Source organism: Nonomuraea sp. NPDC049269 (assembly GCF_043197155.1).
Taxonomy (GTDB): domain Bacteria; phylum Actinomycetota; class Actinomycetes; order Streptosporangiales; family Streptosporangiaceae; genus Nonomuraea.
The window spans coordinates 188651-215636 of sequence record NZ_JBICSO010000010.1 but is presented as its reverse complement, the minus strand read 5'-3'; the positions used below and the strand labels follow the sequence as shown (position 1 = coordinate 215636).

At 72.2% G+C, this 26986-nt stretch carries 12 protein-coding genes; 10 read left to right on the top strand and 2 right to left on the bottom strand.

Translation table 11 applies throughout. The annotated features are described in order from the left end of the window. Window positions 1–59 precede the first annotated feature (59 nt). Both ACGFNP_RS47275 and ACGFNP_RS47270 read left to right on the top strand, forming a co-directional pair. Window positions 60–1265 (top strand): cytochrome P450, encoded by a 1206-nt coding sequence (locus ACGFNP_RS47275; protein ID WP_393329605.1) that lies wholly within the window; start codon window positions 60–62, stop codon window positions 1263–1265. A gap of 38 nt (window positions 1266–1303) precedes the next feature. After that, on the top strand, window positions 1304–1498 hold the full coding sequence (locus tag ACGFNP_RS47270; RefSeq protein WP_358327194.1) for a 4Fe-4S domain-containing protein: 195 nt from the start codon (window positions 1304–1306) through the stop codon (window positions 1496–1498). 435 nt (window positions 1499–1933) lie between these two features. Here the strand turns inward: ACGFNP_RS47270 and ACGFNP_RS47265 are convergent, their stop codons facing one another. After that, the gene (locus tag ACGFNP_RS47265) at window positions 1934–3103 is read right to left on the bottom strand and encodes a cytochrome P450 (protein ID WP_393329603.1); all 1170 of its coding nucleotides are present in this window, start codon (window positions 3101–3103) and stop codon (window positions 1934–1936) included. 12 nt (window positions 3104–3115) lie between these two features. After that, complete coding sequence (locus ACGFNP_RS47260; RefSeq protein ID WP_393329602.1) at window positions 3116–3832, bottom strand: helix-turn-helix domain-containing protein; 717 nt, start codon at window positions 3830–3832, stop codon at window positions 3116–3118. Between the two features lie 1215 nt (window positions 3833–5047). Between ACGFNP_RS47260 and ACGFNP_RS47255 the strand changes: the two genes are divergently transcribed. From ACGFNP_RS47255 to ACGFNP_RS47220, 8 genes are read left to right on the top strand one after another with little or no spacing between them, the layout of a single operon-like run. Further along, a complete protein-coding gene (locus tag ACGFNP_RS47255; protein WP_393329601.1) occupies window positions 5048–7072 on the top strand; it encodes a S8 family serine peptidase in 2025 nt (674 codons plus the stop codon). Further along, on the top strand, window positions 7069–9009 hold the full coding sequence (locus ACGFNP_RS47250; RefSeq protein ID WP_393329600.1) for a S8 family serine peptidase: 1941 nt from the start codon (window positions 7069–7071) through the stop codon (window positions 9007–9009). Before ACGFNP_RS47255 ends, ACGFNP_RS47250 begins: the two co-directional genes overlap by 4 nt. Next, entirely contained in the window at window positions 9006–10979 is a 1974-nt protein-coding gene (locus tag ACGFNP_RS47245; RefSeq protein WP_393329598.1) for a S8 family serine peptidase, read from the top strand. Before ACGFNP_RS47250 ends, ACGFNP_RS47245 begins: the two co-directional genes overlap by 4 nt. Window positions 10980–10996: 17 nt before the next feature. After that, window positions 10997–15628: a DUF6603 domain-containing protein gene (locus ACGFNP_RS47240; RefSeq protein WP_393329596.1), complete on the top strand. Its 4632-nt coding sequence runs from the start codon at window positions 10997–10999 to the stop codon at window positions 15626–15628. Then, a complete protein-coding gene (locus ACGFNP_RS47235; protein WP_393329594.1) occupies window positions 15625–16809 on the top strand; it encodes a Kelch repeat-containing protein in 1185 nt (394 codons plus the stop codon). Before ACGFNP_RS47240 ends, ACGFNP_RS47235 begins: the two co-directional genes overlap by 4 nt. After that, on the top strand, window positions 16806–19889 hold the full coding sequence (locus ACGFNP_RS47230; protein WP_393329592.1) for a hypothetical protein: 3084 nt from the start codon (window positions 16806–16808) through the stop codon (window positions 19887–19889). Before ACGFNP_RS47235 ends, ACGFNP_RS47230 begins: the two co-directional genes overlap by 4 nt. Continuing rightward, window positions 19886–25111: a hypothetical protein gene (locus ACGFNP_RS47225; RefSeq protein WP_393329590.1), complete on the top strand. Its 5226-nt coding sequence runs from the start codon at window positions 19886–19888 to the stop codon at window positions 25109–25111. Before ACGFNP_RS47230 ends, ACGFNP_RS47225 begins: the two co-directional genes overlap by 4 nt. Next, window positions 25104–26900: a hypothetical protein gene (locus tag ACGFNP_RS47220; protein WP_393329588.1), complete on the top strand. Its 1797-nt coding sequence runs from the start codon at window positions 25104–25106 to the stop codon at window positions 26898–26900. The genes ACGFNP_RS47225 and ACGFNP_RS47220 overlap by 8 nt, the downstream gene beginning before the upstream one ends. Window positions 26901–26986 lie beyond the last annotated feature (86 nt).

The window sequence follows — 26986 nt, the reverse complement described above, 5'->3', positions numbered from 1 at the left end:
ACACGGCTTTCGCTGTCCAGCCTCTAGCGCCTGTCCGTGACGTCGTGGAAGGAAAAGTCATGACTACCGCCGAGAAGCACGAGTTCCCCATGGCCCGTACGTGCCCGTTCACGCCGCCGCCGGCGTACGAAGAGATCCGCGAAGAAGAGCCGGTCTCGCGGGTTCGTCTGCCCGACGGCGGGTGGGCCTGGGTGGTCAGCCGCCACGAAGACGTGCGAACCGTGTTGAACGACCGGCGGTTCAGCGCCGACCGGCAGCATCCGGAGTTCCCGCAGCTGGTCAAGGGCGAGGCGGCGTCCCGGCGGCCGGACGAGGAGCGCTTCCTGATCGCGATGGACGCGCCCGAGCACGGGCCGGCGCGCAAGGCCGTACTCGGCGAGTTCACGGTGCGCCGGTTGGAGGCGCTGCGGCCGCGGATCCAGGAGATCGTCGACGGGCAGATCGACGCGCTGCTGGCCGGGCCGCGGCCCGGTGACCTGGTGGACTCGCTGTCGCTGCCGGTCCCGTCACTGGTGATCTGCGAGATGCTGGGTGTGCCCTACGCCGACCATGAGTTCTTCCAGGAGCACACGGTGAAGGTGATCAAGCAGTCGACGCCGCCCGAGGAGCGGTGGGCGGCCGCGAAAGCCGTCCAGGGCTATATGGCCGACCTCATCGCGGAGAAGGAAGAGAACCCGCCGGACGACCTGCTCGGGCGGCAGATCATCAAGCTGCGCGCGGACGGCACCTACCGGCGGACGTCACTGGCCGGCATGGGCTTCCTGCTGCTCGTGGCCGGCCACGAGACGACGGCGAACATGATCTCGCTGTCGACCGTGGCGTTCCTGCGCAACCCGGAGCAGCTCTCGATGATCAAGGCCGACCCGGGCAAAACGCTCAACGCGGTCGAGGAGATGCTGAGGTACTTCACGATCATCGACGTGGCGACGGCCCGGCTGTGCGTCGAGGACATCGAGGTCGGCGGGCAGCTGATCCGCGCCGGCGAAGGAGTGCTGGCGCTAGGTTATTCGGCCAACCGGGACCCGCGGGCATTCGAGAACCCGGACGAGCTCGACATCGAGCGCGGCGCGCGCCACCACGTCGCGTTCGGGTTCGGGCCGCACCAGTGTCTGGGCCAGAACTTGGCTCGGATGGAGCTACAGATCGTGTTCGACACGCTGTTCGGCCGCGTCCCCACGCTGGAGCTGGCGGTGGATGTCGACGAGCTGCCGTTCAAGGACGACGCGAACATCTATGGCCTGTACCAGCTCCCGGTGACCTGGTAGCGGACGAACTGCCATCCCCATCTCAGGAGGAGAGGGCCATGAAGATCATCGTGGACACCGGCAGGTGCGTCGGTGCCGGACAGTGTGTGCTCACTGAGCCCGAGCTGTTCGACCAGAGCGAGGACGACGGCACAATCATCGTGCTGAACGAGACGCCGGAGGGCGAGCTGGTCGAGAAGGCCCGCGAAGCGGTGCACGTGTGCCCCAGCCGGGCCCTCTCCCTGGAGGAGTGAGTCAATCCGTGGATGGTCTTACAGCCTGAAAGGATCACGCTGATCGGTGTGGGACGCCGAACGGCGCGTCTCCGCTCAAACAGGGAGAACTCTCACAATGCGGCACTAGGTCGTCACTGCCGTGTGACATGTGCGCCGGTCCGACTCGGATCATGCTGACGTCGTGGCCGGCGCGTTGATGGAGCTTGTCTTCCAGCTCGGCGCCGGTTGGCGGGGTCGGCCTCGGCCGTGAGCGCGATTCGAGGGCCCCCGGCGAACGCGGACGAGTTCGTCGGCTTCCAGCCCGATCCGCTGGCCCGGTTCGTGCTCGATGCCTGCTTCGGCAAGGCGCTACGCGAAGCCAAACCTTCCACCCGTACCGGCCGAGCAGTCGCGCTGACGATCTGCTTCCCATTCCCGGAGCCGCACCACCACCTCGGTCCTGGGATCAGTCCCCTACGAGCTGACCAGCGCTAGATCGAGCACGTCGATGCCGACTGGGGTGCGCTCGGTCGCGATCCGGCTCATCGACCACGGACCGGGGAAGCGGTGCAGCAGTGCGTGAACCGCGATGGCGACCTCGTGGCGGGCCAGGTGCGCGCCGAGGCAGAAGTGCACCCCGTGGCCGAAGGAAAGGTGTTCGTTGGGCGTTCGGTCGGGCCGGAACTCGTGCGGCTCGGCGAACACCCGGGGGTCCCGGTTGGCCGAAAGCACCATGGCGATTACCCGCCGGCCGGTCTCGATGGGGTGCCCGGCGATGGTGGTCGGACCGGTGGTGAACCGGTCGGTGCCACCGATCGGGGGTAGGAACCGCAGCACCTCCTCGATGGCAGCGGGTATCAGTCCAGGGTCAGCACGCAGCCGGGCCAGTGCTTCCGGGTGAGCCGCCAGGCACAGCACGATGTTGACCAGCAGGGTTTTGGTCGTCTCGTGGCCGTTGATGAGCAGCAGCGTGCAGAAGTTGAGCAATTCCTCGTCGGAGAGCCGGCTGCCGTCCGGTTCGGCGGCCAGCAGAGTGTCGATCACGTCGCCTTGGGGTCGGGCCCGGTGTTCGGCGAACACCTGGCGAAAGTACTCGGCCAGTTCGGCGTGCGCGGTGCGGAACGCGGCCTGACGCACCGGGTCCTCGCTGAACGAGCCGGCGAAGGAAGTGATCGCCTCGGTCCAGCGCACGAAGTCCGGTTGCCGGTCCGCTTCCACTCCGAGCAGCGCGGCGATGGTGCGCACCGGCAACGGGAGACCGAGCCGGCCGATCACGTCCAACTCACCGTCCACCTCGGCCAGTTGGGTCCGCACGGTATCGGTGATCGAGGGAAGCAACGCCCGGATCGCGCGGGGTGTGAAGGCCCGGCTGACCAGCCGGCGCAGCAGGTGGTGCCGGGGCGGGTCGATCGCCGACAGGCCGCCGAGAATCGGGTTGTCCCGGTGTGGCACGGGTTGCGCGCTGTAGCGCAGCTCGTCGGACGAGAACGCCGGGTAGTCGGCGAGCACCTGCTTCACCTCGGTGTAGCCGTGCACCACCCAGGCCTCGAACGGTTCGACGAAACTCACCCCGTCCCCGGCGAGACCGTCCCGTGCGCTCTGCCGGTACCAGTCGAGGATCTCCCTGACAACATCATCAGCCATGCGTCGAGTGTGTTAGCCCCGGCTGGTCGAGGCTTGGAGAAAACGGACATCCGGCAGCAACGTGGTCGGCGGCGCCCCCACCGCGTACCGGAACTCGGCCAGCAGGTGCGCCTGGTCGTAGCAGCCGCTGCGCACAGCGATGGCCGCCCAGTCCGGACGCTCGCCCTTGGCCACCGCGGCGAGCGCCGCGGCGAGCGCGTGGTGCAGCCGCACCACCCGCACGTAGGACTTGGGCCGCAGCCCGACCGCCACCCCGAACCGCCGCCGTAGTTGCCGCTCGGACAACCCGGCCCGGGCGGCATGCTGGACTACCGGCGCACCTGGCGCCGCGTGCATCGCCGCCAGTACGACGCGCACCCGCTCGTCGACCCGGCATTGCCCGGCCCGCGCCCGCACCAGTGCCAACGCCCCGGCCAGCCGCTCGGTCACCGACCCGGCCAGCTGCCCGACCTCGATGGGCGCCCCGGCCAGCGGCACCTCATCGGCTGCGACCCCAAACAGTCCGGTCACCGTCCCCGGTCGCAGCTGCACCCCGACCAGGGGCCCGCCCTCGGGCGGCGGTCCCTGCCGGACTCGTGTCTCCGGCCCGGCCAGCCAGCATGCCCCGTCCGGCATGACCAGCAGGTCGACGGCAGGTTGCGGCAACCCTCTCGGCACCGCGTCGCCATCCAGCACCCAGCTCCCGGCCACCAGATGGGCCAGGTCGGCAGGCACGGCCAAAGCGGTCACCAGTGCAGTCAACCCGGCGACCGCCTCGTTCGCCAGCGATTAAGCGGACCACGGACGCGGGACGGAGCACGCGGGAGGGGCTCCGCAGGATCGGGCCGGCCTCAATCTCCCCGAACTCACGCCCTTCGTGCGCCCCGACCCCTGAATGAAAGGCCGTGAGTTCCGGCTGAAGAGCCTTGAACAACGTCGAACCCACGGCCGACGTGTCGGTAATGAAGCTGTCATGAAGTACACGCGATCGCGTCCGCCCAGGTCAGCGGGATGCGTGTAGGGGGACAGAGTTACCATCCCGTCGGGTGTACTCGTTCGGTCGTGGGGTCTGCCACCAGGTCAACGTGATCGCGTGTACCTGGTGGGACGGATCATCCGCCGTGGCCCCGGCTATTCGGTCCGTGTGGTGGCCCCGCTTGCGCTTCACCGCGCCGTGCTGGAGCAAAGTGCGGCCGCTGCCGGCAGTGCCGGCCCGGCTGAGCGCAAGGCGCACCGGGTGTACGCCGCCCGCGTCGCAGCCGTCCAGGCAACCCGACTGCATGGGGGCATGACCTGCGGAAACCCTCCGGCGAGACGCATTCGAACGAAAGTCACGGCAAGCCGCTCAACTCTGCTCTGCTGATGGGACTTTTCGCTGTGGCTGATTCGTACCGTCTACCTGGCCCCTGGAGCCGACCCCACGTCGTTGACCGGCCCCTTGGGCGCCCACCCGTCTCCGGGCCGCTGACGTCCGGGCCACGGTCCTCGCCACGGATCTTTGCCATGGACAGCGTCACGAAGCGCGCCAAGGCCAGGGCATACTGTTCCGCCGCCCGGCACGCCTCACCGAGGATGAGCCCGGCACATCTCGGGGTGATCGGTATCCGCTGATCGGACTGCGAGGCGGGCCGCATCGGCACATCGGTCGTGGGCGGTCCGGCGTCGTTGAAGTGCCGTTTCGTCTGAGGGATTTGTGCGCGTTGGGCGCTCTCTCCCGCAGGGCCGTCTGGACAGGTCGGGGTGTTGGAACGGGCGGTGGAACGCGGTGGAACGCCCTTCTAGGTAGGGCGGCTCTGCCTCGGGGTTATGCCATCGCGGAGCCGCCGGGGGGTTCATGCCGGCCACCGGGGTGCGTGGTCGGCGCCGGCTCGTCCACTCCAAGGAGGATGCAGTGATCGACCGTGTCCAAGACCGGTCCGGCCGAGGCTCGCGGATCGAGCCCGCGGCCGGAGAGCGGGATGAGCGATGACGGGGGAGCCCGTTCCCGGGATGCGGGATTTCCGGCTGATGGTGGCGCCGGAGCCGTTCGACCCCGCGGAAGCGGAACCGTCCCACCGAGAACCGCCCCCCAGCGAGTCGTCCCAACGCGAGCGCCCCGCCGCGGCGGGCGTGGCGCGAGGGACGGTCGTGCAGGTCGCGGCGTTGCTGAGCGAGCCCGACATCGCCCGCCTCAAGGCGTCGTACGGCCTGCGCCTGGACAAGTTCATCCCGAACCTGGCCTACCTCGAACGACTCGACACCGCGACCGCCGACCGGGTACGCGCGGACTTCCTGGTCCGGGCGGTCATCCCGTTCCCACAGGCGTCGAAGCTCGCCCCCACGATCCCCGCCACCGGGCCGCTCGACCTGACGATGGTGCTGTTCGAGGACTCGGACCCCGTCGCCGTCACGGCGAGTCTGACCGCGATCGGCGCGCGTGACATCGCCACGACCGACGACCGGGAGAGCGGCGGGCGGTTGCGGTTGCACCTCACGCTCGACGATCCGTCCAGGGTCGCCCAGGCCGCGGCGATCGACGACGTCATCTGGATCGAGCCCGAGCCCGAGTTCACCCTCATGGACGCCGGGGCGGCACGGGTGATCCAGTCGGGCGACCCGTCCAGCGGCCCGGTCTGGATCCACAACATGCACGGCGAGGACCAGGTGATCGGGATGATCGACCAGGGCGGCGTCGACCTGGATCACTGCTTCTTCGCCGACAACCCGCCGAACAAGCCCGGTCCGAACCATCGCAAGGTGGTCCGGGCATTCAACGAAGGCGTCGTCGGCCGGCACTTCATGTTCATGGCCGGCATCATCGCCGGTGACCAGCTCGGCTTCTCCGGCAATCACCCGAACCGTGGCGGCGCGTGGGCCGCCAAGCTCGTCACCCGCAGCCTCGGGGACCTGAAGCGAGAGAAGATCAGTACGGGTTTCCTGGCCTTCAGCCTGGAGACCCTGCTGAAGGCGGCGAGCGACGAAGGTGCGCGCGTCCACAACCTGAGCTGGGGGACCGGCAAGGTGGCGGCTTACGACGTGATCGCCCAGGACGCGGACAAGTTCAGCTTCGAGCACGAGGAGCAGTTGCTGGTCGCGGCCGGCCAGAACGTGGAGGACGGGCCGGAGAACCTGCCGCCCGGGATCGCGTTCAACACGCTCTGCGTCGCGGCCACGAAAGCCTTCCCCGACCACATGTCGCGGGGAAACGGGGTGAACGGGCCGACGCCCGACGGCCGCCGCAAGCCGGACCTCATGGCGGTCGGCTGCGGCATCACCACCTCGACGATCCCTACGCCGCCTCCCAAAGGCCCGTTCTGCGACGTGGAAACGATCGCGTGCGGCTGCAGCGCCGCGACGGCGAACACGTCGGCCGCGGCCGCGCTGGTGCGCCAGTACTTCCAGAGGGGCTTCTACCCGGCTGGCGAACCGCGCCAGGACAAGGTCATCAAGCAGCCGTCAGGAGCGCTGATCAAGGCGGTGCTGCTCAACTCGACCGTCCGCATGACCGATCATCCCGGCTACCCGAACGACATCACGGGCTGGGGGATCATCCAGCTCGACCGGACGCTGTTCTTCAAGGACTCCTCCACCCGCAGGCTGATCGTCAAGGATGTCCCGAAGAGCGCCGGCCTGCGGATGGACGAGACGCGTACGTCCCAGTTCTTCGTCAACAGCGGCTCGGAGCCGCTGAAGATCACTCTGGTGTGGGTCAACCGGCCGTCGTCCGACCAGAACATGCCGCATCCCCGGGTGGACGCCATCAGGTTCGAGGTGGAGGACTCCCAAGGCAACTTCTACATGGGCAACGACTTCGACGGGATCGCCGGGGTCTCGCGGAAGCTGGCCACGGCCCCGGCCAACCCGCCGGACGCGATCAACAACGTCCAGATGGTCATCGTGCAACAGCCCACTCCAGGGACCTGGAGGATCAGGCTGCGCCAGTCCGGGCACCGGGAGAAACAGCGCTACGCGCTCGTGGTCTCCGGTGACGTCCTCGTGGACGAGCTATGACGGGCCGGAGCCCCGACTTCCGGCTGCTGGTGGGGCCGGAGCCGTTCGATCCCGTGGAGCTCGTACAGGAGAGCGCGGCGGCTGGGGCGCGGGCGACGGTCGTGCAGGTCGCGGCGTCGCTGAGCGAGCCGGATATCGCCCGGCTCAAGGCGTCGTACGGCTTGCGGCTGGACCGGTTCGTCCCGAATCTGGCCTACCTCGAACGGCTGGACACCGCGACCGCCGATCGGGTGCGCGCGGACTTCCTGGTCCGGGCGGTCACCCCGTTCCCGCAGGCGTCCAAGCTCTCGCCCGACATCCCGGCGACCGGGCCGCTCACCCTGGTGGCGGTGCTGTTCGACGACTCGGACGCCGATGCCGTCACGGCGAGTCTGACCGCCATCGGCGCACACGACGTCGCGACGAGCGACGCCCGCGAGTTCGGCGGCAGGCTGCGCCTGGTCTTCGGGCTCGACGACGCGACCAGGCTCGCCCAGGTCGCGGCGCTGGACGACGTCACGTGGCTCGAACCGGCGCCCGCGGTCGAGAACCAGGACGTGCCGTCCGCCCAGACGCTCCAGTCCGGCGACCCGGCCCGGGGCACCGTGTGGGATCAGCACCTGCACGGCGAGGAGCAGGTGATCCAGATCATCGAAGAGGGCACGCTCGACCTCAACCACTGCTTCTTCGCCGACACCGCCCCGAACAGGCCAGGCCCGGGTCATCGCAAGGTACGCGCGCTGTTCAAAAGGGCCAACACCGCGCTCGACAGCCACTTCATGAAGGTCGCGGGCATCCTCGCCGGCGACGAGATCGGCAACTCCGGCCAGCACCAGGACCGCGGCGGCGCCTGGGCCGCGAAGATCGTCGGCAACGACAGCGCCGCGCTGCGCGACCTGGGCCCGAATCACCGCAGTGTCCACCAGTTCCTGGAGGACGGGAGGGGCGTCGGCGCGACCATCCACAACTTCAGTTGGGTCAACGCCATCACCGTCCGCTACGAGTCCACCGCCCGGGACGTGGACGCGTTCTGTTTCGCCCACGAGGAGCAGGTGGTGGTCGCCGGCGGGCCGAACACGCGGCCGAACGCGAAGAACCTGCCGCCCGGCATCGCGCTCAACGCGATCTGCGTCGCGGCGGCCAGGGCCCACCCCGGCCACATGTCGCGGGGCAGCGGCGTGGACGGGCCGTCGTTCGACAGCCGCCGCAAGCCGGACCTGATGGCCGTCGGCTGCGGCATCAGGACCTCCGTCCTGCCGCCCGCGCCGCCCCAGGGCCTGTACTGCGACACCGCCCTCCAGGCGTGCGGCACCAGCTTCGCGACGCCGAACGCGTCGGCCGCCGCCGCCCTCGTACGCCAGTACTTCACGCAGGGCTTCTACCCGAACGGCAAGGCCGAGCAGGACAAGGTCGTCAAGCAGCCGTCAGGCGCGCTGATCAAGGCGGTGCTGCTGAACGCGACCGTCGACATGACCGGCCACCCCGGCTATCCGAGCGACATCGAGGGCTGGGGGCTCATCCAGCTCGACCGGGCCCTGTTCTTCGAGAACGGCACGCGCAAGCTGATCGTGCACGACGTCCGGCGCGCCGCCGCCCTGGGGACGTCCACGACCCGCTCGTACGGCTTCACCGTCGACAACGCGGGCGAGCAGTTGAAGATCACCTTCGTCTGGACGAGCAAGGCGATGACCGAGGTGGCGCCGTTCACCCCGGACCCCATCCGGTTCGAGGTGGAGGACCCCGCCGGGGGCTTCTACATGGGCAACGACTTCGACGTGCCCAACGGCGTCTCGCGGAAGCTGGCGGCGCCCCCGAAAGCGCCGCCCGACATCGCCAACAACGTCCAGATGGTCGTCGTGAACAACCCCGCTCCCGGCGCCTGGACGATCCGGCTCCGCCCCGTGCTCACGCGGGCGCCGCAGGGCTTCGCGCTGGTGATCACGGGGGGTGTGCGATGAGGAGTGAAGGACAGGACTTCCGGCTGCTGGTGGGGCCGGAGCCGTTCGATCCCGTGGAGCTCGTACAGGAGAGCGCGGCGGCTGGGGCGCGGGCGACGGTCGTGCAGGTCGCGGCGTCGCTGAGCGAGCCGGATATCGCCCGGCTCAAGGCGTCGTACGGGCTGCGCCTGGACCGGTTCATCCCGAATCTGGCCTACCTCGAACGGCTGGACACCGCGACCGCCGATCGGGTGCGCGCGGACTTCCTGGTCCGGGCCGTCACCCCGTTCCCGCAAGGGTCCAAGCTCTCCCCGGACATCCCGGCGACCGGGCCGCTCGACCTGGTGGCGGTGCTGTTCGACGACTCGGACGCCGACGCCGTCACGGCCGCGCTGACGACGATCGGTGCGCACGACATCGCCACGGTCGACGGCCGGGCGTTCGCCGGGCGGCTGCGGCTGCGTCTCACGTTGGACGACGTGGCCAAGGTCGCCCAGGTCGCGGCGCTGGAGGACGTCACGTGGCTCGAACCGGTGCCTGCGATCGTCGACGCGGACGTGCCCTCCGCCCAGACGACCCAGTCCGGCGACCCGGCCCGCGGCACGATCTGGGCGCACGACCTGCACGGCGAGGGGCAGGTGATCCAGGTCATCGAACGGGGCACGCTCGACCTCAACCACTGCTTCTTCGCCGACGCCGCCCCGAACAAGCCGGGGCCGGGTCATCGCAAGGTCCGTGAGCTGTTCAACCCGAGAGGGGCCCCGCCCCGCGACCACTTCATGAAGGTCGCGGGCATCGCGGCCGGTGACGAGCTGGGCAACTCCGGCCAGCACCAGGACCGCGGCGGCGCCTGGGCCGCGAAGATCGTCGGCCACGACGCCAACCTGATCCTCGCGCCGCCGGACAAGACCTCGCCGGACAAGGACCGCCGCCCGCGCAGCCTGCAGGAGCTGCTGGAGGACGGGAGGGGCGCCGGCGCGACCATCCACAACCTGAGCTGGAGCACCAATATCCGCTACGACGTCGCCGCCCGCGACCTGGACGCGTTCTGCCTCGCCCGCGAGGAACAGGTGGTCATCGTCGCCGGCGAGAACACGGGGGTGAGTCCGAAGAACGCCTCGCCCAGCGTGGCGTTCAACGCGCTCTGCGTGGCGGCGGCCAAGGCCCACCCCGACCACATGACGCGGGGCAGCGGCGTGGACGGGCCGTCGTTCGACGGCCGCCGCAAGCCGGAGCTGATGGCCGTCGGCTGCGACATCAGGACCTCCGTCCTGCCGCCCACACCGTCCACGGGCCTGTACTGCGACACCGCCGTCCAGGCCCGGTGCCACACCAGTTTCGCGACGCCGAACGTCTCGGCCGCGGCCGCCCTCGTACGCCAGTACTTCACCCAGGGCTGGTACCCCAAGGGCAGGCCGGTGGACGGCAACCGCATCCCCAGCCCGTCAGGAGCGCTGATCAGGGCGGTGCTGCTGAACGCGACCGTCGACATGAGCGGTCATCCCGGCTACCCGACCGACACCGAGGGCTGGGGGCTCATCCAGCTCGACCGCACGCTCTTCTTCGACGGCGCGGGCGCGAGCACCCGTTCGATGGTCGCGATCGACATCCCGAGCCGAGCCGGTCTGCGCATGGCCGAGAACCGCACGTACCGCTTCTTCGTCCATGACGCCCACGAGCCGTTGAAGATCACCTTCGTGTGGGCGAACCGGCCGCCGTCCGAGAACCAGACCACTCCCACCGTGCAGACGATCAGGTTCGAGGTCGAGGACCCCGCCGGGAACCTCTACGCGGGCAACGACTTCGACGTGCCCAGCGGCTTCTCCCGGCAGCGCAAGACCAGCCCGCCCGTTCCGCCAGACATCACCAACAACGTCCAGATGGTCGTCCTGCCGAGCCCCGTCATCGGTACGTGGATGATCCGGCTCCGCCCGTTCCTGAATCTTGACACCCAAGGTTACGCGCTGGTCATATCCGGCGGCGTGATCTAGACCGGAGGTATCCCGCGATGGCATTGTCCGTCGAATCCCTGATGCTCGAGGTGGGCAAGGCGTTCGCCCCTCTGGAGCAGCGGCTGCGCGGTGACGAGATCCCGCTGCTGTTCGCCGAGATCGGCCTGCCGGCGCCCGGCGTCGTGCTGGCCGCGCAACCCGTACGCACTGCCGTGGAAGGCGCGGCCACGGCGCTGAGCGGGCTGCCCCGCTCGCTGTCCGACCTGGCCGCGGCGATCGAGGCCGAGGACGCGGACCGGATCGCGGAGAGCGTGGCCGCGATCAGCAAGCTGGTCACGACCGTGGCCGACGCGGTCGGGGTGGTGGCCGGCGCGATCCGGGCGGCCGCGGCGGCGGCCGGGCCGAACCGGGCCGAGGTGGAGGCGTTCGCCGGTGAGCTGGCGGAGCGGCTGTTCGGCTTCGCGCTGATCACCTACCTCCAGGACAGGAAGCCGATCGTGGCGAACGTGCTGGAGCTGATCGGCGTCCTGGAGTCGACGCCGATCGCCGCGACCCCCGCGGCGCCCACGCACGTGCGCCGGGTGCTGCGCCTGGACCGGCTGAGCGGCTTCCTGCGCGACCCCGTCGCCACCCTGACCGAGCTCTACCGCTGGGGCGGCCCGGACTTCGACTGGGACCTGCTGCTCCAGCGCCTGTCGATCTTCCTCACCACGGTGTCGCACTTCGCCTTCCCGCAGCCGGGGCCGCCGCCGTTCCTGCGGGTCGCCGGCGTGGACATCGGCAGGACCGATGACCAGATCCCCGGCGTGGCGGCCACGCTGCGGCTCGACGCCAAGGACCATCTCGAGCTCATCGTGCCGGTCAACGACTCCGTGGCGCTGGTCGCGACGGCCGACGCGGCGATGGAGGCCGGGGCGGCCGTCGAGCTGCTGCCGCCCGCCGGCCTGCGGATCGTGCCGCCGTCCGGAGAGGTGCGCGGCTCGGTGCGGTTCGGCGTCCAGGCGCCGCCCGCCGCCGGCGGCCCGCCGCTGGTCATCCTCGGCACCGCGGGCGGTTCCCGCGTCGAGGCGCGCTCCCTGCGCATCACGGGCGGGGCGGACCTCGACTGGAACGCCGCCGCCGGCCGCGCCGAGGGCGAGCTGGTGCTGGAGGCCGCCGTCGAGGGCGGCAAGATCGTGCTGAACCTGGCGGACGCGGACGGCTTCCTCGGGACGATCCTGCCGTTCGGCTCCATCGAGCTCGACGCCGACGTGGGACTGTCCTGGTCGAGCGCGACCGGGCTGCGCTTCCGCGGCACGGGCGGGGTCGAGGCCGACATCCCGGTCGACCTCCAGGTCGGCCCGGCGGAGATCCGCTCGCTCCACCTCGGCCTGCGCCTGACCGACGACGGGGTCGCCCTGGAGGTGTCCGGCACGGTCGGCGCCCAGCTCGGCCCGATCGCGGCCGTGGCCGACAGGATGGGAGCGGTGATCAAGCTGTCGCGCGAGGACGGCGCCCTCGATCTCGACGTCGGCTTCAAGCCGCCCACCGGGGTCGGGCTGAAGATCAGCGCGAACGGCGCGTCCGGCGGCGGGTTCCTGTCCTTCGACCCCGACCGCGGCGAGTACGCCGGCGCGCTGGAACTGGAGATCGTCGACCTCATCGCGGTCAAGGGCATCGGGCTCATCACCACCCGCCAGCCGGACGGCTCGCCGGGCTTCTCGCTGCTCATCGTGCTCACCGCGGAGTTCCCCTCCGGCATCCAGCTCGGCGCCGGATTCACGCTGCTGGCCGTCGGCGGGCTCCTGGGACTCAACCGGAGGATGGACCTGCAGGCGCTCATCGAGGGCGTGCGGACCGGGGCGATCGAGTCGGTCGCGTTCCCGAAGGACGTGGTCGCGAACGCGCCGCGGATCCTGTCCGACCTCGGCCGGTTCTTCCCCGCCCAGCAGGGAACGTTCCTCATCGGCCCGATGGCCAAGATCGGGTGGGGCACGCCGCCCCTCATCACCGCCTCGGTCGGCCTGATCATCGAGGTGCCGGGCAACATCGCGATCCTCGGCGTCGTACGGGCCGCGCTGCCCTCTCCCGAGAACCCCCTGCTGCTCCTGCAGGCCCAGTTCCTCGGCGCGCTGGAGCGGGACAAGGGACGGCTGTGGTTCTTCGCCAAGCTCGTCGAGTCGCGCATCGTGGGGATGACCGTCGAGGGCGGGATGGGCCTGCTGGTGGCCTGGAGCGGCGACCGCGAGCTGATCGTGACCGTCGGCGGCTTCCATCCCGGTTTCCGGCCGCCGCCGCTGCCCTTCCCCACGCCGGCCCGGCTCGCGGTGGACCTGCTCAACCGGGGCGGGCAGCTCATCCGGGTGACCGGCTACTTCGCGCTCACCCCCAACACCGTGCAGTTCGGCGGCGGTGTCGAGGTGCGGCTGGGGTTCAGCTCGTTCGGGGTCGAGGGCCATCTCACCCTCGACGGGCTGATCAACCGCGACCCGTTCCGCTACAAGGCGCACAGCTCGGGGCACGTCTCGCTCAAGGCGTTCGGCGTCGGCGTGTTCAGCCTCAGCCTGGACCTCACGCTGGAGGGCCCGGCCCCGTGGCGGGTGCACGGGCGCGGCTCGATCGGCTTCCTGTTCTTCTCCATCTCCGCCGACTTCGACTTCTCCTTCGGCGAGGAGCTGGCGCTGTTCGTGCCGACGGTTCTCGGGCTGCCGCTGCTGGTCTCGGAGATCGCCAAGAACGAGAGCTGGGAGACCCGGCTGCCGGGCGGCGGCGTCCGTACGCTGGTCTCCCTGCGCAGCCTCCCGGCGGGCGACGACCTGGTGCTGCACCCGCTCGGCACGCTCGTCGTCCGGCAGCGGGCGCTGCCGCTGGGCGTCCGGGTGGACCAGGTCGGCGGGCAGCCGATCACCGACGGGCGGCGCTTCACCCTCACCACGCCGCAGAACGGCGGGTTCGTCGAGAAGTCGGTCACCGGCGAGAAGTTCGCGATGGCCCAGTTCCAGAAGATGTCCGACGCGGCCAAGCTGTCGCGGCCCTCGTTCGAGACGCAGGACGCCGGGCTGGAACTCACCTCCGACCAGGGCAATCTCGCGACCGCCCGGGTCGTGCGGCGCGCTGTCCGGTTCGAGCTGCACCTCATCGACAGCGCCGCCGCGCAGCCGGCCGGAGTCGCGCTCGCAGCCGCCACCAGCGCGCCGGTACAGCGCTTCCACAGCGTCAGCGAGCCGGTGTTCGACGAGCTGCTGCGCGGTTCGAGCACCAGCCGGTCGGGGCTGTCGGCCCGGCAGGCCAGGCAGCGGCAGCCGTTCCTGGCCGAGGACACCGTGCGGGTCGACGAGCAGCGGTTCGTGGTCGCGTACGTGAAGAGCAACCGCCAGGCATTCCCCCCGAGCCGCCCGGGCACGAGCACGCGCCGGGTGCCCTCGACGTTCCGCAGCCGCGCGACGGCCGAGGACGCGCTGGCCGGATTCGTGGCGATCGACTCGAACCTGGCCGGGCAACTGCACGTGATCCCGGCGGCCGAGGCGGCCGTCACGCCGGGCGTGCCCGGCACGTGGTCACCCGCGGGCGTGCTGCCGGCACCGGTGTCCGAGGTGGACCTCGTGCCGCTGCAGAACGGCCGCGTCCTGATCGCCGGGGGCACCGCCCCCGACGGCTCGCCCATCCAGGTCACCCAGTTGTTCGACCCGGCGGGCGACTCGTGGTCCACCGGACCCGCGCTCGGGGCCGCGCGCAGGCGGCACGCCACCACGCGCCTGCCCGACGGCCGCGTGCTCGTCACAGGCGGGCAGGGCGGCGGGCAGGGCGGCGGGCAGGGCGGCGGGCAGGGCGGCGGGCAGGGCGGCGGGCAGGGCGGCGGGCAGGGCGGCGGGCAGGGCGGCGGGCACGCGCCGCTCGCCTCCGCCGAGCTCTTCGACCCGGCCGCGGGCCGGTGGACCCCGGCTGCCGGCATGGCCGTCGCCCGCCACGGGCACTCGGCCACCGTGCTGGGCGACGGCCGGGTGCTGGTCGCCGGCGGCAGCGGCGCGCGGGACGGGCAGGAGGACGGCGCGCTCGCGTCCGCCGAACTGTACGACCCGGCGACCGCCACGTGGACCGCCACGGGAACGCTCAGCAGCGCCCGCACCGGCCACCAGGCGGTCCTGCTGGACGACGGCCGGGTCCTGGTCACCGGCGGCCTGCTCCCCACCGGCGCGGGCCGCGCCGAGCCGCTGGCCTACTGCGAGGTGTTCGACCCGGCCGGCGGCGAGTGGAGCACCACCGGCAGCCTCGGCACGGCACGGGCCGGGCACCAAGCCGTCCTGCTGACCGACCACCGGGTGCTGGTGACCGGCGGCGACCCTGTCGTGGCCGCCGACGGCACGCTGGACCCGCACAGCCTCGCGAGCGCCGAGCTGTACGACCCGGTCAGCGAGGTCTGGAGCCCGGCGCAGCCGATGCCGGCCGGCGGCCGCTCCGGCCACCGCGCGATCCCGCTGCGCTCCGGCGAGGTGCTGGTGACCGGCGGCACCGGCGCGCCCGAGCGGAGCGCGGGCTTCCGGTCCGTCATCTCCTACGACCCCCGGTCCGGGACCTGGCGCACGCTGGGCGGCCTGCTGCTGGGCCGTAGCGCCCACGCCGTCGCCGAACTGCCCGACGACCGGGTGCTGGCCGCCGCGGGCGTGGCCGGCACCGACCCCACAGGCACCGGCGAGGTGCTGATCCCATGACTAACGAAGGAATGACCATCATGCCCAAAGCCACCGAGCCACCCGCCGGAACCTGGAAAACCGCGGGTGACCTGCCCACCCCCGCCGCCTGGCACGGCCAGCACGACGGGCCGGTGCTACTCGTCGACGGCACCGTGCTGGTGGCCGGCGGCGCCGACGCGGCGGGCGGCTCGCTCGCCGACGCGGCCCTGTTCGGCAAGAAGCAGGGGGCCGATCACGACACCTGGGACCGGGCCGACCCGATGGGCACGCCACGGCGGCTGCACTCGCTCACCCGCCTGGCCGACGGCCGCGTCCTCGTCGTCGGTGGCCTGAACGGCAGCACCGAACAGGGCTCCGCCGAGCTGTACAACCCGGCGACGGGACACTGGACCCCGACCGGCGGGCTCATCACCCCCCGCTGGGGACACAGCGCGACGCTGCTGGACGACGGCAGCGTCCTGATCGCAGGCGGCAGCGCGTCGCGCCCCTCGGGCGGCACGGTCGCCCTGCGCTCAGCCGAGCGGTTCGACCCCGGCAAGGAGAAGTGGCGCTCCGCCGGCTCCATGAGCGACGCGCGCACCGCCCACACGGCGGTCCCGCTGCACGGCGGAATCGTCCTGGTCGCGGGCGGCACCGCGCCGGTCGGCGCCCCCGACGACCCAGCGCTGGCGTTCTGCGAGCTGTACGACCAGGCACGCGACAGGTGGACGCCCACCGGCAGCCTGATCAGCGCACGCAGGCACCACCGCGCGGTCCGGCTGTCGGACACCAGCGTGCTCATCACCGGCGGCACCGCGCCGGGCTCGCCGGGCACCGCGCCGTACGACCCGTTCAGCCGGCGCACGGCCGAGGTGTTCGACCTGGACACCGGCAAGTGGACGGAGGTGACCGCGATGCCCTCCGGGCGCGCGCTGCACCGCGCCGTCCTGCTGCCCGGCGGCCAGGTCATGGTGGCGGGCGGCGCGTCGGGCGACCGCGACGAGTCCGGCTTCCGCAGCGTGCTGGCCTACGACGTCACCGGTGACGCGTGGGCGTCCGTGCCGGGCCTGGTGACGGGCCGCTGGTCGTTCGCGGCGGTCGTGCTGGCCGACGACAGGGTGCTGGTCGCGGGCGGCGTCGCCCGCTCCGGGCTGGCCGCCGCCGACCCGGCGGCCGTCGAGCTCACCGCGACCTCCGAGGTGTTCGGGGAGACCTCGTGACCGCCAACGCCTACACCTTTCTGCCGTGGTTGCGTGCCGGGATCAACACCCGGATCACGGCGGATCCGGGCACGGCCGCGCGGGCCAGCGTCCAGATCCCGCTCACCGTCTCCGGTGAGGGGCTCGAAGGCGGCACGATCACCCACGACGCCGGGCGTCCCGTGCAGTTGTACGGGCCGGGCGACGTGGTCGGCGTGGACCCGCGGGCGATCTCGCGGACCGAGCCGCGGCCCGGCACCGCCAACGTGGAGCCGAACTTCCTTGCGCACATCGAGTTCGTGGAGGAGGACTTCGCCTGGCGCTACAGCCCCGCGCCGTCCGGGCCGTCGACCGCGCGCCTCACCCCGTGGCTCGCCCTGGTGGTGCTGGCCGTCGGCACCGAGTTCGCCGACGCTCCCGGCACGGATCCGCTGCCCGCCATCGACATCGTCGACCCGGGCCGTACGATGCCGCCCGCCGACCAGCTCGGCGCCTGGGCGCACGTCCACGTGAACGGCTCGCTGGCCGGGCCGGTGGTCACCGACAGCACGGCCGGCCCGCTGGCCGCCCTGGACACGGTGCTGACCACCGACCCGGACAGCGCCTGCTCGCGGCTGATCTGCCCGCGCCACCTGCGGCCGGAGACCGCGTACGAGGCGTTCCTGGTGCCGGCCTTCGAGACCGGGCGGCTGGCCGGACTCGGCTTCGACCCGGCCGGAGCACCGGGCGCGGTGTACTCGAGCTGGGGCCCGCCGTACGCCAACCGCCCGGTCGGCAACCGCATGCCGTACTACCACCGGTGGGCGTTCCGCACCGGTACGGCCGGAGACTTCGAGTTCCTCGTACGCCAGTTGCAGCCCCGCCGAGCCGACGCCCGGGTGGGCGTCCGGGAGATCGACGTGCACGCCGGCCCCGGCTTCGACCTGCCCGGCATCCCCGACCAGGGCGGCGTGCTGCCGCTCGGCGGCGCGTTGCGCGTGCCGGAGAGCGTCGATCCGAGGGAGAACTGGGACCACTTCGCCGACCCGCCGTCGCCGTCCCCGCTCTACCCGCACCCGTTCGAGCAGGAGCTGGCCCGGCGCATCAACCTGGCCGACGACTTCCAGCACCGCACGTCGGGGCCGGACCCGATCGTCACCCCGCCCCTGTACGGCCGGTGGCACGCGCTCACCCCGCGCCTGCTGTTCGGCAGGGACGGCACACCGGTGTCCACGGAGGAGAGCCACAACTGGATACACCGGCTGAACCTGGACCCGCGCTTCCGCGTCGCCGCCAACCTCGGCGCGCAGGTGGTGAAGGACCACGACGAGGAGCTGATGGCGGCCGCCTGGGCGCAGGTCGGCGACGTGCTGGCGGCCAACGGCCGGATCCGGGCCGCCCAGCTCGCCCGCGAGGTCGGCCACGCGCTCCAGACCCGCCACCTCGAACTGCCGGCGGGCACGGCGCGGACCGCGGCGGCCGCCGCGCCTTCGGGACGCGCGCTCACCCTCACCGCCCCGGCCCACTCCCGGGTCACCACCCCCGTCACCGCCGCGAACTCGCTGGTGGCGGGGCAGGACAGTGAGATCGCCGTCGGGTTCCACGTGGCCGGCAGCCGGGTCGCCGCCGCGCCCGTCTCGCCCGCCATGCGGCGGATCATCCGCCCCGGCTCGCGGCTGATGCGCTCGCTGGACTTCCCGGAGGGGCGGCGAGCGGACGGCCTGCTGTTCCGCATGGACGACCCGGTCACCCCGGTCGTCGCCGCGCCCGTCAAGATCACGCCTGGCGCGCTGGTCACCCCGGCCGACGTCAACGCCGCGCTCCACCCCGACCGGCCGCCCGGCACGGACCCGGTCGACGTCCTCGCGCACAGCCCCGACTTCGTGCTCCGCACGCCCGGCGACCCCGTCACCCCGCACCCCGGCACCGCCGACAGCGCCGAGGCGACCCGGTTCAAGACCGCGCTGCGCGAGCTGCACCAGGCGATCGACGCCGGTGTGGCGGTCGGCCAGACCCCGCCGCCGAACGCGCTCGACCTGACCACCACCACGACGGCCACGCTCACCGGCCTGCGCTCGGACACGACCGTGCCGCGCGCGCTGCTGGACGGCTCCGTCAGCCTCCCGGAGCGCCTGCGGCCGTTCGCGGAGGCGTTCACCGAGGCCATGGCGTACCCGGTGTTCGACACGCCGATGTTCCGGGCGCTGCTCGGCAGCTCGCTCGACGCGTTCGTGCCGAACCTGAACCTGCTGCCGCAGAACACGCTGACGCTCCTGGACAACAACCACGAGTTCATCGAGTCGTACATGGCGGGGCTCAACCACGAGATGGCCCGCGAGATGCTGTGGCGGGAGTTCCCGACCGACCAGCGCGGCACCCCGTTCCGCCAGTTCTGGGATCCCCTCACCGCCCTGCCGGAGCCCGGGGTGTCGCCCGCGGACCGCCGGGAGCGCGACTACGACATCCCGCCGATGCACCGCTGGCCGCTGACGGCCAGGCTCGGGGAGAACTCCAACCCGCACGACGGGATCGTCCTGACTGTCAGGGGCGAACTGCTCAAGAAGTACCCGACCACCGCCATCTACGCGCACCGGGCCGAATGGCCGCCCGGCCCTGACGGCCTGCCCGACAAGTCGCAGCAGCGCCGCCTGGTCACGATCATCGGTCAGCCGACGACCGAGCAGATCCAGCTTCCCCGCGTCGAGGCCACTGTGGACCCGGACATCTACCTGATCGGGTTCGGCCTCACCGCCGACCAGGCGATCGGCGGTCCTGACGACCCCGGCTGGTTCTTCGTGCTGAAGGAACGTCCGGGCGACCCCCGCTTCGGCCTGGACGACCGGGACCCCGGCGCGCCCGCCGGGCCCATCGAGGTCTGGAACGACCTGACCTGGAGCGACGTCGACCCCGCAGGACGCGGGTTCCTCACGCTCGACCCCGCCGTCACCGTGCCGCTTGCCGGGCTGGACGGATCCGACGACGCGGGCAAGCTCGACCAGCACGACGAGGACGAGAACCTGCCGCTGTGGTTCAGCGGCCTGGGTTCGGCCGATCTCGCCTACATCCTCCTCCAGGTGCCCGTCATGGTCGCCGTCCACGCTCAGGAAATGGTGCCCCGATGACCGCGCTCAGCGACGCGTTCCCGGTTCTGCTCGCGCCGGTGCGGGTCGAGACCCGCTTCACCGCCACGGAACTGCTGGTCCGGATCTTTCCGGACGAATGGGCCGTGGACAAGTTCGAGTCCAAGCCCACCGATGCCGAGATCACCGCGATCGACGCGTACTGGACGGCCCGCTGGGCGGCCGGCGGCCGGGCCGCGCGGCTTCAGGCCGCCTGGCAGGAGCTGGCCACCCGGATACCGCCGGGCCGCGCGGCGTGGCTGCTGCGCGGCCGTACCCCGGCGAACCCGGCCGAGGAGCCGGCCGGGGCGGCCGACGACGCTGTGGTGCTGGTCATCCGGTCCGCCGTGGCTCCGGCCGCCAACAACCGGCAGCCGTCGATCGTCTATTGGAGCGCGGTGTGGCGGGCGCACGGCGACCGGCTGCGGTTGCGCCAGGCCGACGCCGCGCTGGTCGCCTCAGTCGGAACCGCCAGGGCCAACACCATCCGCGCCAACCGGCCGTTCGGGCTGGACGGCGCGCTGACGAGCCCGACCGACAACGTGATCGTCGCGTTCCTGGTGATGAAGCCGCCCGACCCCGGTACGACGGCGACGGACGCCTGGACGCAGGGCGCCAAGGCCGGCCTGCTGCCCGACCGGTTCCAGGTGCTCGGGTTCAACGGCACCCGCCAGGTGGTGTCGGTGACCGGCGCCACGGTGCCGGCCACGCTCGCGGTGAGCCCGGACCCGGGCTCCGGCGACCAGATCTCCGTCAACGAGCAGACCGGCGTCCTGCACGTGCCGGACGCGCTGCGCTGGCTCGTCGACTTCGACCGGGCCGTGGCCGTCGGCATGGGCGTGCGGATCCCGCTCACCGACGAGATCCGCGGGGGAGTGGAACGGCTCGTCGTGCTGGGCCTGCGCGAGCAGGCGGCGCCCACGAAGACGGCCGCCGACCTCACCGAGCTGATCAAGCGCCATCTGCGCGGCCCGGACGGGTTCGCCCTGCTGCCGCAGGGCACGCCGACCAACAACTCCGAGGTCCGGCCGGCCGGTCAGGACGAGGAGGACGCGGCCGCCGCCGCGCTGCGTTCCTCCCTGGGGATCGCCGCCGCGGCGGCGCAGGACTGGACGACGAGGACCGACGGCAGGCAGCTCACCGACCTGCTCGGCATCGACCCCGGCGTCCTGTCCGGCATGCCGAACGCGGACGGAACGGACCAGCGCGACGCCCGCGCGGCCAACACCGCGCTGTGGCCGGCGACGTGGGGCTCCTTCCTGCAGACGGCGCTGCACCCGCTGCTCGGCCCGGACGCCGTCGCCAAGACCCGCGACTTCTTCCAGAAGTACGTCTCCGGCCGTGGCCCGCTGCCCGTGGTGAAGATCGGGCGGCAGCCGTACGGGATCCTGCCCACCACCGCCTTCTCCCGGCTCGCCTTCCCGGACTCCGCGGGGCACCGGCGGGCACTCAACCGGGTCCTCACCGAGGCGGGCAAGGACTGGGCTGCCGCCGCCGCTCACGTGCCGCACATGGGCGACGGTGCGAGCGACGCGCACCAGCAACTGCTCGACCTGGTCGCGCTGCACCCGACGTCGGCCGAGTACCACCAGCGGTACGCGCAGAGCCTCGAGGACCTGTTCAACCGGGAGAACCTCGCCGGGCTCGGCGCCACCGTCGTGTCCACGGTGGAGCAGCTGGGGCTGGCCGCCCCCGTGCGCGCCCTGCTCAGCCGCTTCGGTGCGGACACCGGCCCCGGCCGCGACCCGGACCTGCTGCGACGGCTGTTCACCGACTTCCACCAGCCGATGCTGGCGCCGCTGGTGGACGACCGGCCGCTGTCGGAGAGCGCCCGCATCCGGCCGTACACCACCGACGGGCGCGACTATCTGACGTGGCTGGCCGCGCTGGCGCGTACCAGCCTGAACGGCATCCGGCTGGAGTCGGGCTTCGCGGAGGGGCAGCGTCCGGCGACGCTGCTGTACCTGCTGCTGCGGCACGCGATCCTGCTCGGCTGGGACGAGGCGGCCCGCGCGCTCACCACCGCGGCCGGCCAGCCGGCCGGGCCGCCTGTCGATCCGCCGTTCATCCACGTGCACCTGCCCGGGCCCGGTGAGGACGCCACCAGCGAGAGCCGCTTCCGGCTGCTGTACTCGCCCGCCCCGCTGGTCACGGGCAGCCCTGATCAACTGCTGGTCAACTTCATCCCGTCGGCGCTGAGCAAGCAGGCGCCGGACCAGCCGGGCCCGACGGCGGCGCTCGCCGACCAGGCCCGCGCGCTGGACGTCCTGGCCACCCTGCCGACCGCCCGCCTGGAACGGCTGCTGGCCGAGCACCTCGACCTGGCCACGTACCGGTTGGACGCGTGGCGGCTGGGCCTGGCCACCGAACGCCTCGCCGAACTGCGGTTCGCGCCCGACGGCACCGTACGGCCCGGCCTGCACCTGGGGGCGTACGGCTACCTGGAGAACGTACGGCCGCATGCCGTCGACCGGCTGGAACCCGTCCCCCTCACCGGCCCGCTGGCGACGGTGTTCGCCGGAGCCCAGCCGCTGCTGCACGACCCGGAGAACGAGGGCTTCGTGCACGCGCCGTCGCCCGGCCACGCCCGTACGGCGGCCGTCCTGCGAGCCGGGTACGTCGCCAACGCCGACCGGCAGAACCCAGGCCCCTTCGCGGTCAACCTCGGCGCGGACCGGGTCAGGCTCGCACTGTCGATCCTCGACGGGATGCGGCGCGGCCAGTCGCTGGGCGCGATGCTGGGTTACCGGTTCGAGCGTGGCCTGCACGACCGGAGCGGCCAGGCCGAGGTGGACAAGTTCATCGGGGGGCTCAGGCTGGCCTTCCCGCTGCGGTCGGGCAAGATCCCGCAGTCCGTAGCCGCAGATCAGGACAAGCCTAACGAGATCGGGCAGGTCGAGGCGCGCAACGTGATCGACGGCCTGGCCCTGGCCCGCCATCTGACCAGGAGCGGCGCGACGCGCACGTACCCGTTCGGTCTCAAGGGTCTGCCGGAGGCGAACCCCGATCAGACCAAGGCGATCAGCGAGGAGGCCGACCGGCTGCTGGCAGCCAACGACGCGGTCGCCGACCTCGCCGTCGCCGAGGCCACACACCAGGCGCTGGGCGGCAACCCCGAGCGCGCCTCCGCGACCCTCGACGCCTACGCCAAGGAAGGGCTGCCACCCGAGCCCGAGGTGGTCAGGTCGCCGCGCAGCGGCACCACGCTCACCCACCGGTTCGGGCTGCGGCTGAAGGCCGGACTACACCCCGGGAACGGCGACACTCCCCGCGCGCAGGCGGAACCGGCCGTGGACGACTGGCTGCCGAGCCTGCTGCCGCGGGACGAATCCGTCGCCGCGCGCGTCACCTGGACCGACCCGGTCAACGGCCGTGCTCACGAGAGCGTGGTCACCCAGGACGACGTCGACCTCGCGCCGATCGACCTGCTGTGGACGGTACGGCCGACCGACCAGGCGGCGATGACCGACCTGGACGACCGGATCATCGGCGTCGTCGTGAACAGGGAGGACCCGCGCCCGGACGCCCAGCTCACCATCCGCTACACCGACCGCGTCAACGGCAAGGTCACCTTCTTCGAGCTGTCGCCGCTGATCACCGCGCTGCGCACGCTGCTGACCACGGGCCGGCCGCTCAAGCCGACCGACCTGGTGCCCGCCTCCGGTCCCGTCACGCTCGACCGTACGCTGGACGACGCCGTGTCGGTGCCCAGGCAGCGCCCGGTCGCGGTCCGCGAGTCGCTCGACGACCTCGGCGACGACGTGGACGACCTGCAACGCGACCTCGTCCGGCTGTACCCGCCCGCCCCCGCGCAGCCGCGGCGCGACGACATCGTGGAGGGCATCGACACGCTGCTGACCCGCTACGCCCGGCTGGTCACCACCGCGGCGGGGTTCGGCATGGTGCGCAGCGGCTGGGGCGAGGTGACCGCCTGGCGGCGCGGCGTGTTCTCCGAGGTGCTGGCGGCCGTCGCCGTGACGGCGGCCCGGATGGGACGCACGCTCGCGAAGGCGGACGCGCTGCTGGCCGCCTACGACGCGCTGCCTCGGCGCACCCCGGACGACGAGCGTTTCCGCAGGTTGCACGAGGTGGAGCCGCTGCTCACGACCGCGCCCGACCCCGACCCGCCGGACCGGCCCGACCGGTTCCGCAGCGCCATCGGGCGCCAGCGCGACATCTTCGCCCGGCGCCAGGACGATCTGGAGGACGTCGCCAGGACCGGCCGTACGAAGCTGAGCGGGCTGCTGGAGCAGGTCGGCGACCTGCTGCCGCTGACCGGACTCGACCCGGCCGGGCTGGACCTGACCCCGGTGCTGGACAAGGTCGTCGCGTTCGGCGCGGAGCTGCTGTCCAGGACGCGGGCGCTGCGCGAGGAGATCACCGCCCGCCTCGCCGCCGCCACCGCCGCGCTGACCAGCGCCGACAACGCCGTCACCGCGCCCGACCGCGCGAAGGCGACCATCGAGGCGCTGCGGGCGCTGCTCGGCCCGGACGCGCTGGTCGTACCGGAGTACATGCTGCCGAAGGATCTCGGCGACGACCTGCATGACGCGCTCGACGACAGCGACGACCTGGTCAGGCACCTCACCCGGGCGCCGATCTCCCGGGACTTCCCCGTCGACGACTGGCTGCACGGCCTGGCCCGCGTACGGGAGATGCCGCGGTTGTGGGAGCGGGTGACGCTGCTCAGCGACGCGCTCAGGAACGACGACCTCGAGGACATCGAGGACCGGGAGCCGCGGCTGCGGCCGATCCAGTTGCCCTTCGCGAACGGCGACCACTGGCTGGCCATGGAGCTCGCTTCGGGCGCCACGATCGACCAGGACCGCCTGCTGTTCACCGCGCACTACGCCGACGACCCGCCCGGCGGATCCGGGCCCGCCAGCGGCCTGCTGTTCGACGAGTGGACCGAGGTGCTGCCCACCGACCGGGAGACGACCGGCATCGCCGTGCACGCCGACAGCCCCGACTCCGAGCCGCCGCAGAGCATGCTGCTGGTCGTGCCGCCCGTGACCACCGGGTCGTGGCGGGCCGAGGACCTCGTCGCGGCGGTCACCGAGACGTTCGACCTGGCGCGTACGCGGCTGGTGGAGCCCTCGCAGCTCGACGGCACCGGGTACGCCCAGCTGCTGCCCGCGACCCTCCTGTCCGCGACCCGTCAGCCCATCACCATCAGCACCGATCTCGCCGTCGCCAACACACGATGGAAGGCCGACCATGAGTGAGCCCCGCATCGCCGACCTCCCCGCGGCGCTGGCCCATCGGGACTTCCCGACGGTGGGCCTGTGGAACCGCCTGGAGGGGCGTCCCCGTACCACCGACTTCGGCAGGGCGCTGCGTGCCGAGGTCCGTGACCCGCTGTGGCTGCTGGCGCGGCAGTGGCAGCTCGGCGAGTTCCGCGCCACCGACGGCGGCTCGCCGGTGACGGCCACGTACTCGGTCGTGGCCAGCCCGTTGACCCGCTTCCGCCCCGACACCGACCCGGTGAGCCCGCCGGGCGCGTTACCCGCCGGGCGTCCCTTGGAGACGGTGGTGGAGAGGCGGCCGCTGCCGTTCGCGTTCGGGGCCGAGCCGATCTCGTTCGACCTGCGGCTGTCGCTGGGCCGCCGCTGGCTGAAGCTCGTGGCGCGGGCCTCGCTCCAGCACAACCGCGAGGTCGCCGAACAGTACGTCGCCCGCTACCGCATCACCCTCCCCGACCCGGGCGCCGAGGCCGACGCCCAGCGCGTGGCGCACCCGGAGGTCTGGGCGGGCACGCAGGCGGTGGCCGGCCGCCGGATGGACGGCTACCTGCTGTACCAGCACGTCAAGGGTGGCGGAACGGCCGCCGACGGGATCACCGGGCTGCGCCGGCAGGACCGCGACGCGCTCAATGCCCTCGGCCCCCGCCTGATCGCCTGGTTCGACCAGCTCATCGACCAGCCGGGCGCGGTCAGCCCCTGGGACCCGCGACGGCTGGAGCACCGCTTCTCGGTCGCCGCGGCCGGGCCCGGCGGCGAGGCGGTGCTGTCCGCGCCCGAGTACCCGGGCGGCGAGCTGGACTGGCACGCGTTCTCGACGGCCCACAACGACACGCTCGGCGGCGCGGGCGCCACTCCGGCCGCGCTGAACCGCACCGTGTTCCCCACGCCCGCCCGGTTCACCGGCATGCCGCTACCACGCTGGTGGGCGGTCGAGGACGGCCGTACGAACTTCGCCGCCGTCACCCCCGACAGCACCGACCTGGCCCGGCTGATCTTCCTCGAGTTCGCGCTGGTCTACAGCAACGACTGGTACATCCTGCCGTGCGACGTGCCGACCGGCACGTTCGCGGCCATACAGGGGCTCGCGGTGACCGACGTGTTCGGCGCGCGCCGCTGGATCACCCCCGCGGGCGCTGGGGCCGCGCACGACTGGCAGCAATGGTCGATGTACGTCCACGGCGACGCGCCCGGCCTCCTGCTGCCGCCCGGAACGCCGAAGGTGGCCGACGGCCCGGCGCTGGAAGAGGTCCTGCTGGCCCGGGACGAGAACGCCAACATGGTGTGGGGCATCGAGCAGACCGTCCGCATGCCCACCGGCGACCCGCGCCCCGGCGCGGAGGCCGCCGCCGAGACCCTCGCCTTCCGCCGCCGGCTGCGCCCGCCGACGCGGCCCGACGACCCTCGGGCGGCCGTCGCGTACCGGGTGATGAGCTCGGTCCCGGAGCACTGGATCCCGTTCATCCCGGTCCACGTCCCCGGCGACAGCCGCAGCGTGCAACTGCAGCGCGCCACGATGCCCAGCGAGGTGGACGGCAGTCCCGTACCGGCCAGGACTGCCCTGCTCCGCGAGGGGTTCGACGCCGGGAACAGGTACTTCATCAACGAGGAGGAGGTCCCTCTCACGGGCACCCGCCTGACCGCCGCGTACAACCGCACCCGCACCCGGACCGGCCAGGTGATCGTCTGGCTCACCGTGCGGCGGGACACCGGCCGCGGCGGGCGCTCCAGCGGGCTGGCCTTCGACCTGCTGACCGACACAGCGCCCCAGTGACGTACGGGCCGCAGGACAGTCGCGCCGCCAAGCCGTTCCGCGACGCTCCTTCTGGCCGAGGAGCGCGACATCGCTTCCTGAGCGAA

What these genes read in the sequence shown, in the direction of transcription:
- ACGFNP_RS47275 (WP_393329605.1), top strand. Translation starts at nt 60, where the DNA reads ATGACTACCGCCGAGAAGCACGAGTTCCCCATGGCCCGTACGTGCCCG.
- ACGFNP_RS47270 (WP_358327194.1), top strand. Translation starts at nt 1,304, where the DNA reads ATGAAGATCATCGTGGACACCGGCAGGTGCGTCGGTGCCGGACAGTGT.
- ACGFNP_RS47265 (WP_393329603.1), bottom strand. Translation starts at nt 3,103, where the DNA reads ATGGCTGATGATGTTGTCAGGGAGATCCTCGACTGGTACCGGCAGAGC.
- ACGFNP_RS47255 (WP_393329601.1), top strand. Translation starts at nt 5,048, where the DNA reads ATGACGGGGGAGCCCGTTCCCGGGATGCGGGATTTCCGGCTGATGGTG.
- ACGFNP_RS47250 (WP_393329600.1), top strand. Translation starts at nt 7,069, where the DNA reads ATGACGGGCCGGAGCCCCGACTTCCGGCTGCTGGTGGGGCCGGAGCCG.
- ACGFNP_RS47245 (WP_393329598.1), top strand. Translation starts at nt 9,006, where the DNA reads ATGAGGAGTGAAGGACAGGACTTCCGGCTGCTGGTGGGGCCGGAGCCG.
- ACGFNP_RS47240 (WP_393329596.1), top strand. Translation starts at nt 10,997, where the DNA reads ATGGCATTGTCCGTCGAATCCCTGATGCTCGAGGTGGGCAAGGCGTTC.
- ACGFNP_RS47235 (WP_393329594.1), top strand. Translation starts at nt 15,625, where the DNA reads ATGACTAACGAAGGAATGACCATCATGCCCAAAGCCACCGAGCCACCC.
- ACGFNP_RS47225 (WP_393329590.1), top strand. Translation starts at nt 19,886, where the DNA reads ATGACCGCGCTCAGCGACGCGTTCCCGGTTCTGCTCGCGCCGGTGCGG.
- ACGFNP_RS47220 (WP_393329588.1), top strand. Translation starts at nt 25,104, where the DNA reads ATGAGTGAGCCCCGCATCGCCGACCTCCCCGCGGCGCTGGCCCATCGG.